This window comes from Acinetobacter rathckeae, from assembly GCF_015627125.1.
GTDB classification, from domain to species: Bacteria; Pseudomonadota; Gammaproteobacteria; order Pseudomonadales; family Moraxellaceae; genus Acinetobacter; species Acinetobacter rathckeae.
Window position 1 is genome coordinate 397530 of sequence record NZ_VTDO01000001.1, and the last position, 13137, is coordinate 410666.

General features: G+C 38.3%; 13 protein-coding genes. 6 read left to right on the forward strand and 7 right to left on the reverse strand.

Annotated features, from left to right (window positions below; genetic code table 11):
• Window positions 1-44: 44 nt before the first annotated feature.
• Entirely contained in the window at window positions 45-353 is a 309-nt protein-coding gene (locus I2F31_RS01855) for a YcgL domain-containing protein (protein WP_195768022.1), read from the forward strand.
• Window positions 346-720 (forward strand): hypothetical protein, encoded by a 375-nt coding sequence (locus tag I2F31_RS01860; RefSeq protein WP_195768021.1) that lies wholly within the window; start codon window positions 346-348, stop codon window positions 718-720. Before I2F31_RS01855 ends, I2F31_RS01860 begins: the two co-directional genes overlap by 8 nt.
• A 258-nt stretch (window positions 721-978) precedes the next feature.
• Here I2F31_RS01860 and I2F31_RS01865 read toward each other — a convergent pair whose 3' ends face one another.
• Window positions 979-1212: a hypothetical protein gene (locus I2F31_RS01865; protein WP_195768020.1), complete on the reverse strand. Its 234-nt coding sequence runs from the start codon at window positions 1210-1212 to the stop codon at window positions 979-981.
• 352 nt (window positions 1213-1564) lie between these two features.
• On the opposite strand from I2F31_RS01865, the gene I2F31_RS01870 reads away from it, so the two are divergent.
• The gene (locus tag I2F31_RS01870) at window positions 1565-1891 is read left to right on the forward strand and encodes a hypothetical protein (RefSeq protein ID WP_195768019.1); all 327 of its coding nucleotides are present in this window, start codon (window positions 1565-1567) and stop codon (window positions 1889-1891) included.
• Window positions 1892-1984: 93 nt separating this feature from the next.
• On the forward strand, window positions 1985-3064 hold the full coding sequence (gene ftsY / locus I2F31_RS01875) for a signal recognition particle-docking protein FtsY (protein ID WP_195768018.1): 1080 nt from the start codon (window positions 1985-1987) through the stop codon (window positions 3062-3064).
• A gap of 39 nt (window positions 3065-3103) precedes the next feature.
• On the opposite strand, the gene I2F31_RS01880 is transcribed toward ftsY, so the two are convergent.
• Window positions 3104-3634, reverse strand: a complete 531-nt coding sequence (locus I2F31_RS01880; protein WP_195768017.1) for a YqiA/YcfP family alpha/beta fold hydrolase — start codon at window positions 3632-3634, stop codon at window positions 3104-3106.
• A gap of 194 nt (window positions 3635-3828) precedes the next feature.
• Here I2F31_RS01880 and lysS point away from each other — a divergent pair, with 194 nt between their 5' ends.
• Window positions 3829-5358 (forward strand): lysine--tRNA ligase, encoded by a 1530-nt coding sequence (lysS, locus tag I2F31_RS01885; RefSeq protein ID WP_195768016.1) that lies wholly within the window; start codon window positions 3829-3831, stop codon window positions 5356-5358.
• Window positions 5359-5403: 45 nt separating this feature from the next.
• On the opposite strand, the gene I2F31_RS01890 is transcribed toward lysS, so the two are convergent.
• Both I2F31_RS01890 and I2F31_RS01895 read right to left on the reverse strand, forming a co-directional pair.
• Entirely contained in the window at window positions 5404-6741 is a 1338-nt protein-coding gene (locus tag I2F31_RS01890) for a hemolysin family protein (RefSeq protein WP_195768015.1), read from the reverse strand.
• 86 nt (window positions 6742-6827) lie between these two features.
• Entirely contained in the window at window positions 6828-7823 is a 996-nt protein-coding gene (locus I2F31_RS01895) for a LysR family transcriptional regulator (RefSeq protein WP_195768014.1), read from the reverse strand.
• Window positions 7824-8062: 239 nt separating this feature from the next.
• Here I2F31_RS01895 and mnmG point away from each other — a divergent pair, with 239 nt between their 5' ends.
• Entirely contained in the window at window positions 8063-9943 is a 1881-nt protein-coding gene (gene mnmG, locus I2F31_RS01900; RefSeq protein ID WP_195773329.1) for a tRNA uridine-5-carboxymethylaminomethyl(34) synthesis enzyme MnmG, read from the forward strand.
• A 46-nt stretch (window positions 9944-9989) separates the two neighbouring features.
• Here the strand turns inward: mnmG and I2F31_RS01905 are convergent, their stop codons facing one another.
• From I2F31_RS01905 to rplI, 3 genes are all read right to left on the reverse strand, one after another.
• Complete coding sequence (locus I2F31_RS01905; RefSeq protein WP_195768012.1) at window positions 9990-10982, reverse strand: helix-turn-helix transcriptional regulator; 993 nt, start codon at window positions 10980-10982, stop codon at window positions 9990-9992.
• A gap of 95 nt (window positions 10983-11077) precedes the next feature.
• Window positions 11078-12523, reverse strand: a complete 1446-nt coding sequence (gene dnaB, locus I2F31_RS01910; protein ID WP_195768011.1) for a replicative DNA helicase — start codon at window positions 12521-12523, stop codon at window positions 11078-11080.
• Between the two features lie 159 nt (window positions 12524-12682).
• Complete coding sequence (gene rplI, locus I2F31_RS01915) at window positions 12683-13129, reverse strand: 50S ribosomal protein L9 (RefSeq protein ID WP_195768010.1); 447 nt, start codon at window positions 13127-13129, stop codon at window positions 12683-12685.
• Between the last annotated feature and the right edge of the window lie 8 nt (window positions 13130-13137).

Genomic DNA, 13137 nt, shown 5'->3' on the forward strand with positions numbered 1-13137 from the left:
TTTTTAACTGATTTATAGGTTATTTTAATTTAGGTGGTTGGTTTATGCACTGCAACATTTATCGTTCAAGTAAAAAAGATGAAATGTACGTTTACATTGCAACAGATAAAAAAACGCATGAAGTTGTTGAAGGAGTAGACCTTTTAGAGGTGTTGCCTGAAGCAATGCGTCAGGCTTTTGGTAGAGCAACTTTTGTGATGAATTTAGAGCTAACTCAAGAGCGTAAACTTGCGAGAGCAAATACTTTACATGTGTTAGACTCATTACAAACCAGAGGTTTTTTTATACAAATGCCTCCAGAAGGTTTGATTAATCCAAATGCAGTAGAACCAGAGGGCCTAAGAGGTGCTTAATACAGAAACAGGGGTTTTGCATCAGTTGCTTTCGGTACTAGATCAGTTTCCCGAAGGGGCGATTGCAATTTCTGTTTATTGTGGAGGAGCCTTTATTGTGCTTCTCAGTTGGTACTTTATTACAAAACCATATTCTAAATTTTGTGCAGTATCTACTTTGGTTCTGTTTGCTTTACTTGTGACACCAACAGTATCTGAGGGAAATAATGCAGGCCTTTCACCTGCAATATTTGGTTTGTTATTTGGTGTGGTTACCAAAGATCACAGCTTAATTTGGTTTAATGCAGCAGCTATTGTTTTTGTGATAGGACTGGGGTTGTTGAGTGGTTTTTGTATTATGAAGTTTCTAAGAGCACGTGCGTCTTAGATTATCTAACGTTTTAATCTTTTTTGTATTAATACCACTTAGAAAAAAGAAAGCATCTTTAAAATACTGTTTTTAAAAAAGCAGTATTGATCTGAAAGAAAAGGCAAAACTATTTATTTTACATGGCCAAGACTGTTCTAAAGGTTTGTTGGTTTTGTGCTGTTCACTGCTTTTCTTCATGAAACTTAGATCTTGTTGAGCAGGGTTTATGTTTTACGAAAGGTAGATAAAATAAAACGCCACCGAGGTGACGTTTTATTATGCGACCATTGTGGCCATCTTTTGCCAATATTGTGCTTTATGGCTGTCACGTTCTACACGAAAACCTTGGATGTATAGTTCAGCCAAGAATAATGCAGACTTACCGTGACCAGCACGTGCAACGTTTTCTAAATCGATTACAGCATCTTTAAAATTCATTTGTGATTGAATAGTATGTACTGCTGTAGCGTATGCATGATCTAAATCATGTTGAGAGAGTTGTTGAATCATATTAAAGCTCCTAAGTGTTGTAATTATGATTTTAAGGACTTCTCACAAGTCCTAATGATATTAATTTAAACTTATTTTGTTAAACTAATATTACATTCACACGATTGTGTCAACCCAATACTAGGGTTGCTAAGTAGAAAATTGATACTACATGAATAATAAGTAAACAAAAAGACTTTTATTGAAAATTATTAAGAAAAATTTAAGCAAATGTTTCCATTTTTTGTGTAATAGAATATATGTAATTAAAAAACATAGATATATAAGAGGATTAAAACATGACTTGATCAGTACTTTTATATGCTTGTAGTCCAACTCTATTCACATTAGACTGAGCAATAAGAGGTTTATCATGTTTGATTTTGTTCGCTTAGTCGTAAAAAATGAGTCATTAAAAGTGGCTTCAGTATATTTTTATCGTTTTATGCCTGTGTTTTTAATGCTGGTTGTATTTGTTTTTGGATATTTCTTACTAAAAAATCCAGTTAATGAGCGTCAATATACACAAGTGCAGCACATTGCGATCCAAATGAAGTATCCACATGCAGAAGCAATGGCCAAATTGTTATTACAGCAACAGCAGGTGACAACACGAGACTATTTCCGCTTATTACACGCATATCATACAGAACAAAAAAATGTAAAAAGTTATCCTGCGGTATATGTTAAAACCCCTTAAATGGGGCGACCGTACTTATGAAAGCATCGGTACACCATATGGATATATGTTAATATTGCAATTTTTATAATGCACTGTTTTTAAGGGACCAGCATGCAAGAGCAAAACAATGTGTCTAACAAGTTTTTAATTGATGCAGACATCGGTGATGATGATGTTACATTACCAAGCTTACCTGTGGCCAATGTCCCAATTATAGAGCAACCTGTAGAACAGCGTTTGGACAACTCAGAAGAAGAAAAACCAAAAGGTGGTTTTTTTGGTCGTATGAAAGAAGGGCTCACCAAAACCCGCAAAAACTTTACCGATGGTATGGTCAGTATTTTAATTGGTGGTAAAGAAATTGATGATGAGCTGTTAGAAGAAGTTGAAGAACAACTTTTGGTTGCAGATATTGGTGTGGATGCAACCAAACGTATTATTACGAACTTAACAGAACGTACAGCACGTGGTGATCTGATTTACTCGCACTCACTATATAAAGCGTTACAAGAAGAGCTGGTGAGCTTACTTGAGCCATGTGTTAAGCCCTTGCACATAGATGGTTCTAAAAATCCATATGTCATTTTAGTCGTTGGTGTAAATGGGGTAGGTAAAACCACAACGATTGGTAAGCTTGCGAAGAAGTTGCAAGGTGAGGGTAAAAAAGTGATGCTTGCAGCAGGCGATACCTTCCGTGCCGCTGCGACAGAGCAATTGCAAATTTGGGGTGAGCGTAATGGAATTCCTGTGATTGCACAAGGTCATGGTTCTGACAGTGCCTCAGTTATTTTTGATGCCTTTGAGAGTGCAAAAGCCAAAGGCATAGATGTTTTAATTGCCGATACAGCAGGTCGTTTACACAACAAAAGTAACTTAATGGAAGAGTTACGAAAAGTGAAACGAGTGATGCAAAAAGCAGATGCCACTGCACCACATGAAATTATGTTGGTTGTAGATGCAGGAACAGGGCAAAATGCCATTAATCAGGTCAAAGAGTTTGATCAGGTTGTTGGGCTAACGGGCATTACCATTACTAAACTTGATGGTACGGCCAAAGGTGGTGTGTTGTTTAATATTGCGAGCCGTACCCAAGTACCAATTCGCTTTATTGGTGTAGGTGAAAAAATAGATGACTTACGCCCATTTTCTGCCAAATCATTTGTAGCTGCATTGTTTGATGCAGATAAATAATATGATTTAAATAAAAAACACCCAATAAAGGGTGTTTTTTTATACCAACTGGGTATTGTTCATAAAATGATGGTCTGCAAAAAACTCAATCAAAGGGTTTATATTTTCTGGGTGTTCTAAGCGGTGATAGCCACCAGCATAGGTTTTTATAAACATGAATTGTTCTAACATGGCTTTTGTTTCATGCATGTTTAATACCTCATCACCCAATTCAATATAAGCCAGTTGAGGTATGTCATGTTCAAGGTCACTGTCTTGAATGTCTACATAATCAGATCTAAAACATGGCTTTAGATTAGGATTGGCAATAATGGCAGGCAATTTAAAAAAATAAGACAGCTTGAGTGCCCAATAGCCACCAACACCGTGACCAATCAATAAGTTGGGTTTGATTTTATCAATGGTATTGAGATATAGGTCAAGTACCGTGTTAAAGCTGAGTTGCCGATAGTCGACATCTATACAATATTTTTGCTCGTATGTGATTGCATCAAACTTTTTTGATGTTCTAGATGAATCTAAACCGTGCAAAAATAAAATTTTTACGTTTTGCGTAGACTGTATATTCATTATTATCTTTCTTTTTACCAATCATGCGTACTTGCTGTATTTATCTTACAGTGCCTTAAAGTGCTGTAAAGCTAGCAAATAGTCTAATACAGCTGATGAATCTTTTAAATCTAGTCTCAAGAAGAGGTGAAAGTTAAGCTTAAATTCTGCTATGCTATCGCCTTTATTTATTTTGATATTTTATAGAGGCAGAGATGGCGCAACAACACGCTCAGTCGAGTTCTGAACCCACTATTTCCGAAAACGATTTAATTGCACAGCGTCATGCCAAGTTAAAACAGATTCAGACGCAAGCAAAAGAAAATGGTACAAGCCCTTGGCCAAATACATTTAAACGTGAACACTATGCAGGTGACCTGCAAGCACAGTTTGATGGCGTTGAAAAAGCAGAAATTGAAGCGGCTGAACACGTATATGTGAAAATTGCAGGTCGTGTCATGCTCAATCGTGGCTCTTTTATTGTATTACAAGACATGACAGGTCGTATTCAGCTGTATGTTGACCGTAAAGGGCTACCAAGTGACCAGCTTGAGTCAATTAAATCATTAGATTTAGGTGATATTGTGGCTGCTAGTGGCTACATCGGTCGTTCTGGTAAAGGCGATTTATATGTGCATTTACAAGCTTTTGAGTTGTTAACGAAATCACTGCGTCCACTACCAGACAAGTTTCATGGTTTAAGTGACACAGAAGCAAAGTATCGTAAGCGTTACTTAGATTTGATCGTGAATGAAGAAACACGTAAAACGTTTGAGATCCGTGCCAAAGTTGTGGCAGGTGTACGTCAATACTTGGTTGATCAGCGTTTTATGGAAGTTGAAACACCAATGATGCATATTATTCCAGGTGGTGCATCGGCAAGACCATTTGTGACGCATCACAATGCATTAGATATGGATTTGTTTTTGCGTATTGCACCCGAACTGTATTTAAAGCGTCTGGTGGTTGGTGGTTTTGAACGTGTGTTTGAAATTAACCGTAACTTCAGAAACGAGGGTGTATCTACGCGTCATAACCCTGAATTTACCATGATCGAGTTTTATCAGGCATATGCAGATTATAAAGATTTAATGACATTAACTGAAAATATGCTTGAGAAACTGGCTGTAGATATTTTAGGTTCTACAGATGTGCCGTATGGTGAAGAAGTATATAGCTTTAAAGGCCCATACAAAAAGATTTCTATGTTTGATGCAATTTTAGAGCATAACCCAAGCTTTACTGCAGAAAATGTAGCAGATCGTGAGTTCCTTGCAGCGTTTATTCAAACTGAACTTAAAGAACAGGTGAAGCCTGGTTTTGGTTTAGGTAAGTTACAAACGATTGTGTTTGAAGAAACAGTAGAAGCACAGTTACGCCAACCAACATTTATTACTGAATACCCAGCAGAAACATCGCCACTGGCTCGCCGTAATGATCATAATCCACATATTACAGACCGTTTTGAGTTCTTTATTGGTGGTCGTGAGTTGGCAAATGGCTTTAGCGAGTTAAATGACCCAATTGATCAAGCAGAGCGTTTTCAAGCGCAGGTTGCTGAAAAAGATGCAGGTGATGATGAAGCAATGCACTACGATGCAGACTTTGTAGAAGCACTAGAGTATGGTTTACCACCAACAGCAGGTCAAGGTATTGGTATTGACCGTTTGGTTATGTTGTTTGCAAATGCTGCAAGTATTCGAGATGTATTGCTATTCCCACATATGCGTCGTAAAGATGTTTAATCAATAGCTAAAAAAAACCCTCAATATTGAGGGTTTTTTTTAGCTTTATTTTGTTTCGTTGGCTTGATTTTGAATAATAATACTTTCATTAATGACAGATAGGCGAGTCACAAGTAGTTGGTCAATTTTATAGTGGTCTACATCAACCACTTCAAACTTAAATCTGTCAAACTCGACAAAATCTGCGGGACGAGGCACTTTTCTAAGTTTATACATCATAAACCCAGCGACGGTTTCATAGTTTTCTTCGTCAGGTAATTCATCTAAATCTAAAGCATGTTTCATATCTTCAATTGGGGTGCTACCCTCAATGAGCCATGAGTGGTTATCACGCTTAATAATTTGCTGTACTTCGTCCATAGGGGTGACCCAATCGCCCATAACAGTACTCATAATGTCATTGAGGCTAATTACTCCAACCACCCATGCGTATTCATTAATGACCACAGCAATCGTTTCTTTAGTGGCTCTAAAGCGGTCTAAAAGTTCAGACAATGTGAGTGTATCTGGTATGGTCAGTATGCTTCGAATGGTCGTTTCATTGAGTTGATTGAGTTTTTGGTTGTTTAATATACGAACCAACAGGTCTTTTGCATCTACATAGCCAATGGTTTGGTCAATGGTTTCATTGCAGACCAAAAATTTAGAAAAAGGGTAAGTCGCAAGTTTTTGACGAATGCTTTCTTCTGACTCGTTAGGTGTAAAAAATACAATATTTTCACGAGTAGTCATGCTTGAAGGAACGGTACGCTCTTCAAGCTCAAACACATTTTCAATAAAGTGATGCTCTTGTTTGAGTAATACACCTGCTTGAGCACCTGCTTCCATGACCGCTGCAATATCATCAAAAGTGACATTGTCTTCTCGTGTGGTATTGACTTTAAATAAGCGGAATAAAAGATTACTGATCGCATTGATTACCCATGCCAATGGGGTACAGATTTTGACATAGACCAGCGTTGGATTAATCACCGCTAAAGCAATTTTCTCAGGAGCAATCATTGCTAGACGTTTTGGCATAAAGTCAGCAAATAAAATAAATGCCATAGTGACGACTAAAAAAGATAAACCAAAAGCGGCTTTTTCAATCCATGCACCGACAAAAAACTGCGCAAGAAAATCTGCAAAAAAGGAGCGAAAAGCAGGTTCAGCAACAATACCGCCTAAAATAGCAGCTGCATTTAACCCAATTTGTGATGCTGCAAAAAAATCTGCCGACTGTGCTTGTACGTCGAGTACTTTCTGCGCACGTTCATCGCCTGACTCAGCTAATATTTTTAATTTTACTTTACGGGCACCTGCTAAAGCAATTTCGGCAAGGGCGAGAAAGCCACCACCAATCATGAGTATGCCCATAATAATCATACTTTGAAAAAAAGTCACAATGCACCTATGTTTATAAATTTTGCATTATTTATGTTTTTTAACATAAAAAAGGGTTACTGCATATCTTTGATTCTAATTCATCATCATGATGAAGAATGTATTGCAGTATTATGTTTTGTCAGAAACGCTCTATTTTCTTCTTCAACCATTTGTCTTGCAACATATAAAATCAGCTGACGTAACCAACGGTGAGCAGGATGATGGTGAAGCAGTGGACACCATGCCATTTTAAGCTCTATTTCTGGAATATAAAATGGTGGGTCTTGAATCACAAGTTCGCTATTGTTGTTTTGTAGGTTGGCAATTCGTGTAGGTAAAGTTGCAATCAGGTCAACATTTCGTGCCAACAGTGCAGGCATTTGATAATGGCGAGTAAAAATCGAAATTTTTCGTTTTTGTCCAATGCGTTCAAGAGATTGATCAATCCAACCTAAGCCCGATTGTTTTTCTGGGTTTACCCCAAAACCAATGCCCATGCCTGTTTTAGAGACCCAAATATGGTCTGCATCTAAATAGTTTTTTAAATTAAGATTATTGACATAAGGGTGTTTAGCATTCATTAAACATGAAAAGCGGTCTCGCCAAACCAAAACTTGGTGAAAGCTTTGCGGAATTTCATTAAAGCGGTTAATCGCAAGATCAACTTTACCTTGTTCCATATCTCTATAAGAAACGTCACTTGGTGTGAGAAAGTCTAAAACGACATGTGGTGCTTCAGCACGTAATGCTTTAATGAGTTTAGGAACTAATGTCGCTTCGGCATAGTCAGAGGTCATAATTCGAAAGACACGATGACTACTGTACGGTTTAAATTCGGTGCGTGGTTCTAAAATACTTGATAAGTCAGCCAAAGCACTGCGTATTCTTGGTTGTAATTCAATAGCACGTTCAGTAGGTGTCATGCCTTCAGATGAGCGTATAAGTAAGGGGTCGTTAAATAGTGTTCTGAGTCGTCTTAAAATATTACTCATAGCAGGTTGAGTGACACCAAGTTGTTCAGCTGCACGAGTCACATTTTTTTCTCTAAGCAATACATCAAGGTAGATAAGTAAATTTAAATCAACACGTTCAAGATTCATCAAATAAATACCTAAATTAACGCCATAACATATATTTATATTATGCCATATTTTAGTCAGGCTGTATTGTCAATTTTTTATGTTAAATCAAAGGCTATTTGTTCTTTTTTGAGCAGTAAATTCATTTTTATTAAACTTTGTTGTGAGGCCATTTGAGTTTATCTAGGTGGTGAATATATTTATTTCTAGTAAAATACTCTGATATAATGTGCGGTCTTTTCATTGCCGATGTTTATATTATGCATTATCCAAAAGTTTACGATGTTATCGTGATTGGTGGTGGTCATGCGGGTACCGAAGCGGCACTTGCTGCTGCACGTATGGGACGCCAGACCTTACTTCTAACCCATAATATTGAAACTTTGGGGCAGATGAGTTGTAACCCTGCCATTGGCGGTATTGGTAAATCGCATTTGGTTAGAGAGATTGACGCACTTGGTGGCGCAATGGCTTTGGCTGCTGACCAAGGTGGTATTCAATTTCGTATTTTAAATTCAAGAAAAGGCGCTGCAGTTCGTGCAACACGTGCTCAAGCAGACCGCATTTTATATAAAGCCGCCATTCGTGAAAAACTAGAAAACCAAGCAAATTTAGATATTTTTCAGCAAGCGGCTGATGACATTATTGTAGAAGGCGATACGGTAAAAGGCGTTGTGACCCAAATGGGTGTTCGTTTTGATACGAAAACTGTGGTATTAACGACAGGGACATTCTTAGGTGGCGTCATTCATATTGGCTTAGAGAAGTCGAGTGGTGGGCGTGCAGGTGATCCACCTTCTATTGCGTTGGCTGATCGTTTAAGAGAGTTAAACTTACCTGTTGGGCGTTTAAAAACAGGTACACCACCACGTATTGATGCGCGTTCAGTTGACTTTTCTGTGATGACGGCACAGCCCGGTGATTTCCCATCACCAACCATGTCATTTATGGGGCATGCATCTATGCACCCAGAGCAAGTGAATTGCTACATTACCCATACCAATGAAAAAACGCATGAGATTATTCGTCAAGGTTTAGATCGCTCGCCGATGTATACAGGTGTGATTGAGGGTGTTGGCCCACGTTATTGCCCATCAATTGAAGACAAAATTCATCGTTTTTCAGATAAAGACTCTCACCAAGTATTTATTGAGCCTGAAGGTTTGACCACGCATGAATTATATCCAAATGGGATTTCTACATCGCTACCATTTGATGTTCAGTTTCAGTTAGTTCGTTCTATTCGTGGGATGGAAAACGCACATATTTTACGCCCAGGTTATGCCATTGAGTATGATTACTTTAACCCGCAAGCATTAAAAATGACTTTAGAAACCAAAGCCATTCAAAACCTATACTTTGCAGGTCAAATTAATGGTACGACAGGCTATGAAGAGGCAGGTGCACAAGGCTTATTAGCCGGTTTAAATGCGGCTCGCCGTGCATGGGATCAAGACCAGTGGTCACCACAGCGTGATCAGGCTTATATGGGTGTGTTGGTTGATGATTTGATTACTTTGGGTACGAAAGAACCGTATCGTATGTTTACCTCTCGTGCTGAATATCGTTTGATGTTACGTGAAGATAATGCAGATCAGCGTTTAACTAAAATTGGCCGTGAGCTTGGTTTGGTAGATGATGTACGTTGGGCAGCATATTGTGAAAAAATGGACGCAGTCGAGTCTGAAATGGCACGATTAAAGCATTTATGGGCGGCACCAAATAACCCAATGGGTAAAAAGTTTGTTGAAATGACAGGTGCAGATTTAAGTAAAGAGTGTAGTGCGATTGACTTATTAAAGCGTCCTAAAATTGATTTCTCTCATATTGCAGAATTAACAGAGTCGACGGTGACAGCCCAAGTCGGTGAGCAAATTGAAATTGCAGTGAAATATGCAGGGTATATTGACCGTCAACAAGAAGATGTTGCTCAGTTAAAACGTTTAGAGGAAACAAAAATTCCTGAAGACTTTGATTATGATGTAGTATCTGGGTTGTCTCGTGAAATTACGCAGAAGTTAAAAACAGTACGTCCTGAAACATTGGCACAAGCTAACCGTATACCTGGTGTTACCCCAGCTGCTGTTCAGCTTATTATGATTACTGTACGTAAAAATCATTTTAAGCAAAAAAGTGCTTAATGCCTTTAGTGAAATAAAAAAAACTGCTCTTTATGAGCAGTTTTTTTTATTGCTCATAAACTTGTTTTGCAACGCTTTCGGGGGAAATATGAGAGATGCGTTTACCGAAGCTTCGCAACCACCAAACTAGCTGTGAGGTAAATGGCACAGTGGCTGTGACTTGAGTCATTTGCTCATCAATAATGTCAATATGTTGATCTTTACTGAGAGGGCTTTCATAGAACATTTGAGCAATGCTGTGATCCATCTGTAGTTGTAGCTGTACATTTTGTGTTGGCACACTAAAATCGACTCTAAAGCCAAGTGCACCAGACTCGATATATTCATCGATATTAAAGTTAGCAGGGTGGAGTGCACGTGCTTCTAGTACTTTGGTTGATGAAAAACGATGGAGTGCGAAAGTTTGTATATCTGAACGATCATGCCGAGTACAAATGAGGTAAATAACAGCACCTTTTTGTACAAGAGCTAATGGGTTGAGTGTATAGGTTTTATCTTGTGCTGGATTGGTTCGACTACGGTAAATACATTCAATTTGTTTATCTTGCAATAACCCTTCATAAATGCCTTGTTGGGCTTTTTTTTCTACAATCGGTGGAATAAGTGGTTGGGTTGCAGGCACAATTCTGACACGGTTAATCCACTGCCGTGCGTTATTTTGCTCAGATAAGCTACGCCGTGCTAAATCGAACCAAGGGTTCATCTCTTCAATCAGGCTTGGTGGAAGTAAGTGTTTTAAGTGATCCTCTACCATCATAAATGTGACGGCTTGTGAGCTGGTCATATGTGGCAAGCTTTGAAGCGGTGCATCATCTCTCCATCGCCAACCTTGCGGAACTTCTTTATTTTTTTCTATGGGAAAGCGTTCTGAAAGTTGATTTAAGTCACGTTGTATTGTTCGCATACTGACTTCTACACCATCTCTTTCGAGTATTATTTGTAGTTGCCTTGTGCCTGTCCATTTACCTACATTAAGATGAGATAGTATCTGCCATTGGCGGTATAGACTGTTGGATGTTTCTTTTTCTTGTGTAGACATACGAGATAAATAGATATGACCATGCTGTTATTTTCACATGATCATACCTCAATTTAAGCGTATAGGGCTATATGAAAGATAAATTTTCTTAGTGATTATTCATCATCATCAAATTGATTGTAGTACTCTGGAGAGAGGTTACCAAAGCGGGTATATTGGCCTTCAAAAGACAGTCGAACCGTGCCAATAGGACCGTTACGCTGTTTACCAATGACAATTTCTGCTGTGCCTGCTTCTTTAGACTCTTTGTTATAGACTTCATCACGATAAATAAACATGATTAAGTCGGCATCTTGCTCAATTGCTCCAGATTCACGCAAATCTGACATAACAGGACGTTTATTTGGTCTATTTTCTAGGCTTCGGTTAAGCTGTGACAATGCAATAACAGGGCAGTTCATTTCCTTGGCAAGTGCTTTTAAGCTTCGTGAAATTTCTGAAATCTCGCCAACACGGTTATCACCCATGCCGGGTACTTTCATCAGCTGTAGATAATCGACCATAATACAGCCAATTTTACCGTCATGTTGTTTAGCAATACGTCGAGCACGTGATCTGAGTTCTGTTGGTGGGAGTGCTGATGAATCATCAATATAAAGTAGTTTTTCTTGTAGCTGTAAGATACTTGCGGTTACCTTTGACCATTCATCATCATCTAGCTTTCCTGAGCGTAAATGCCCTTGGTGTATCTTTCCAATCGATGAAATCATACGCATTGCAATCGAGTCTGCTGGCATTTCCATAGAAAAAACCAGTGCAGGTAAGTTACTGTTAAATAAAACACTTTCTACAAGATTCATGGCAAAAGTTGTTTTACCCATAGATGGTCGGGCTGCAACAATAATTAAATCACCTGCTTGCATACCAGAGGTTTTATTGTCTAATTCAATGAAACCTGTAGACAATCCTGTAATACTACCATCAAGTTGAGAGAGCTCATCAAGCTTATTAAATACACTAGATACGACTGCAGTAATGGGCTTTGGGCCTTCTGATTTTTTATTATTATTATGCTGTTCTGTAATTGAAAAAATATTACTTTCAGCAATATCTAAAATGTCGCTGACACTGCGACCTTTAGTATCATAGGCATTAATTAAAATTTCATTACCTGCCTTAATCATGTGGCGTAATGTTGCAAACTCTTTAATTTTTTGTGCATATGTTTCTAGGTTGTAGAAACTTGATGGAGAGTCAGACATCAGTTGCATTAAGTAACTTTCACCACCAACGGCTTCAATGAGTTTTTGGTTGGTGAGCCAGTCATGGACAAGTACAGCATCGTAAGGGGAGCTAAGCTGTGCCAATTTTTCAATGGCTCTAAAAATATATTTATGGCGCGTGGCATAGAAGTCATTTTCTTCTAAAATATCGCTGACCTGTTCAAATGATTCTGCAACGGTCATGAGTGCTGTAAGTACAGCTTGTTCTATAGATAAATTATGTGGCGGTGTACGAAACTCTTTAATCTCGTTACTTGTTGTTTTTTCTGAGCTATTATTAGTCGTTTGTACTGAATTTGGGGTATTCGCCTGAGACATAAAGAAACCTTGTGCTGACAGATCGTTAAAATAAAAGGCAAATGAAAATGCGGATTAAAAGTATAGATTTTTATAACATTAAAAACTAGCATTTGGATTGGTTTTTCGAAGATTAAAAAAAAGAGCATGCAGATGCATGCTCTTTTTTATGCAGATAAATTACTCAGCAACAATCGTTACAAGTACGTCTGCAGTTACATCATGGTGCAATTGAATCGCGATGTTGAATTCACCAGTATGACGAAGTGCGCCATTTGGTAAACGTACTTCCGCACGATCAACATTCAAGCCAGCACTTGTTAATGCATCAGCAATATCACGTGTACCGATTGAACCGAAGAGTTTACCTTCATCACCAGCTTTCGCAGTGATAACGATATTTACTTCGTCTAATTGATCAGCACGTGCTTGAGCAGCTGCAAGTACTTCAGCTTCTTGCTTCTCAAGTTCAGCACGACGTGCTTCAAAAGCAGCAGTGTTTGCTTCAGTAGCAGCAACTGCTTGACCTTGAGGGATTAAGTAGTTACGGCCATAACCAGCTTTAACTGAAACTTTATCACCTAGTTTACCAAGGTTTTTAATGCGTTGTAATAAGATAACGTCCACAGCTCACC

Excerpts from the sequence above, each read along its gene's own strand:
- lysS (WP_195768016.1), top strand. The coding sequence starts at position 3,829 with ATGGCGCAACAACACGCTCAGTCGAGTTCTGAACCCACTATTTCCGAA.
- I2F31_RS01855 (WP_195768022.1), top strand. The coding sequence starts at position 45 with ATGCACTGCAACATTTATCGTTCAAGTAAAAAAGATGAAATGTACGTT.
- I2F31_RS01880 (WP_195768017.1), bottom strand. The coding sequence starts at position 3,634 with ATGAATATACAGTCTACGCAAAACGTAAAAATTTTATTTTTGCACGGT.
- I2F31_RS01870 (WP_195768019.1), top strand. The coding sequence starts at position 1,565 with ATGTTTGATTTTGTTCGCTTAGTCGTAAAAAATGAGTCATTAAAAGTG.
- I2F31_RS01865 (WP_195768020.1), bottom strand. The coding sequence starts at position 1,212 with ATGATTCAACAACTCTCTCAACATGATTTAGATCATGCATACGCTACA.
- I2F31_RS01895 (WP_195768014.1), bottom strand. The coding sequence starts at position 7,823 with ATGAATCTTGAACGTGTTGATTTAAATTTACTTATCTACCTTGATGTA.
- dnaB (WP_195768011.1), bottom strand. The coding sequence starts at position 12,523 with ATGTCTCAGGCGAATACCCCAAATTCAGTACAAACGACTAATAATAGC.
- I2F31_RS01905 (WP_195768012.1), bottom strand. The coding sequence starts at position 10,982 with ATGTCTACACAAGAAAAAGAAACATCCAACAGTCTATACCGCCAATGG.
- mnmG (WP_195773329.1), top strand. The coding sequence starts at position 8,063 with ATGCATTATCCAAAAGTTTACGATGTTATCGTGATTGGTGGTGGTCAT.
- ftsY (WP_195768018.1), top strand. The coding sequence starts at position 1,985 with ATGCAAGAGCAAAACAATGTGTCTAACAAGTTTTTAATTGATGCAGAC.